This window comes from Salinivibrio sp. MA427 (assembly GCF_001996115.1).
In the GTDB taxonomy this organism is placed as follows: domain Bacteria; phylum Pseudomonadota; class Gammaproteobacteria; order Enterobacterales; family Vibrionaceae; genus Salinivibrio; species Salinivibrio costicola.
This window is the reverse complement of sequence record NZ_MUFH01000387.1, coordinates 1-2010: the sequence shown is the minus strand read 5'-3', so window position 1 is coordinate 2010 and position 2010 is coordinate 1. Positions and strand designations below refer to the sequence as shown.

Sequence of the window (2010 nt, the reverse complement as noted above, 5' to 3'; positions counted from 1 at the left end):
TAGCTTTACTGGCGATGACCTCATTTATCGCTTTCGTGGTTTATCTGCTTTATCGACACAATATTGCTAGACAATTTATCTCTTTTGAGAAAAATGTGAACGCTCTGCTCGGTAACACAGCTCCTATCACAGCGCCCAAAGATATGTTTACCCGCATTACTGAACAAATCGAGGCAATGGCGAGCACGTCCTCTTACGCCGAACAACAACTTAAAGAAACACTGTCTAAATTTGAAGCGCTGTACCATAGCCAGCATCTAGGCATGATACTTTTAGAAAATAACCAGATTGTCGACGTGAATCAGGCACTACTTAATTTGCTGGGTCATCAACGCACACAGCTTATCGATGCCCCACTCGATATCCTATTAAATAACAAAGATGGCACACTGTCTGATCTGAATGCCTTCCAACAGCAAGACGAGCAGGATGTTACTCACTTTGAAACTAACCTACGCAGTGTCACTGGGCAAACTATCTCTTGCAATGTAGAAGCGATACGGCTAGACAATCAGACGTCTCAAACTGTGATGCTGGCGGTGAAAGATATTAGCCAGCAAAAACGACAAGCCGCTTTAATAGAAACACTATCACACCATGACACCCTGTCTGGTTTACTTAATCGGCCCTCGACAACTAAAGCCTTAAATCAAGCGCTTACGAACAAAAAGGCCATTATCACCCTCTACATAATTGCCACACGTCTTCGTGAAATTTACGAGATATATGGGCATCAAGCCTATGACAATGCGGTAAAGCATATCGCTGATGCTTTGAAGCAACAGTTTCCGCAAGCGGAAATCGGTAGGCTAAGCGAAAATGAGTTTATCGTTTTTACTGATCAAATAGAGGAGGAGCAATTTATTCCTCGCGCGAATACCGTGCTAAAAGTCAGTGCAAGTCATCTAGCTGAGACGACTGCAGACTTTGATATCGGCCTTAACGCCGCAATGATAGGGCCTGAGTTCGCGTTTACCCATTTTGAACCCCTCGTCCACTGTGGTTTCTACGCGATAGAGCAACAGTTGGTACCCAAGCACAATGTGACGATTGTTGATGAAGAGATTGTGCAAGCTGCCAATGAGACATTAACAATTAATCGAAACCTGATCACTGCACTGAAAAACGAAGAGTTTACCGCTTTCTTCCAGCCCATCGTTAACGCGACATCGAATCAAGTGATCGGTTTTGAAGCATTGGCGCGTTGGCATCATCCCGATTTGGGGATGATATCGCCAGGGGTTTTTATTCCGTTGGCCGAAAAACACAAATTAATTATTGAGCTCGACGAACTGGTGTTAGAAAAAGCCTGCGCATTTTTACAAACCATACAAAGGTATTGGAGTAAAAAATCGCAGCACCGTCTCACCATTCATGTCAACCTCTCTAGTCCTCACTTTGGCGCAAGTGCGCTGATTAATAACTTGCAGCGACTCATAAAGCAGTATCAACTTTCGCCAGGACAGCTGGTGCTGGAAGTTACCGAAAGTATTCTACTCGGTGCCGACCAGGAGACAATTGAACGGATGCATGCCCTCAAAGCGTTAGGCGTCCAGCTAGCCTTAGATGACTTCGGTACCGGCTATTCATCGTTTAGCTCGCTGTGTAATTTTCCGCTCGATATCGTCAAATTGGATAAATCGTATATGAGCGAAATTGAAACCAATGAAAAGGCCAAAACCTTAGTCCGCAGCATCATCAACATGGCTCAAGAGCTGGGCATGACCACCGTTGCTGAAGGCGTCGAAACCGCGTCTCAATTGCGCATTCTCAACGTCTGGCGTGTCGATGAAATTCAAGGGTTCTACCACTTTAAACCAATGAGTGCAGAGCAGGCATTAAACACCTTTGGTGAAAATGGTTAATTGTAAGAGCGAGAGTAAACCCTATATAAAAGCTATACTACTCGGCCGATTTCTCTTCTTCTTGTTGATAAACAGGGTGTTTATACTGGTCCTTCAACCTTTTTATCTTTACGAACTCGATACTAGGGAAGAGTGAACGTAATGT

The 2010-nt window shown here is 44.2% G+C and carries 1 protein-coding gene; it reads left to right on the top strand.

Annotated elements, in window-relative coordinates; genetic code table 11:
* Positions 1-1865, top strand: a 1865-nt coding sequence (locus BZG79_RS14815; protein WP_206779505.1) for an EAL domain-containing protein, incomplete at its 5' end; no start/stop codon positions are given.
* Positions 1866-2010: the final 145 nt, after the last annotated feature.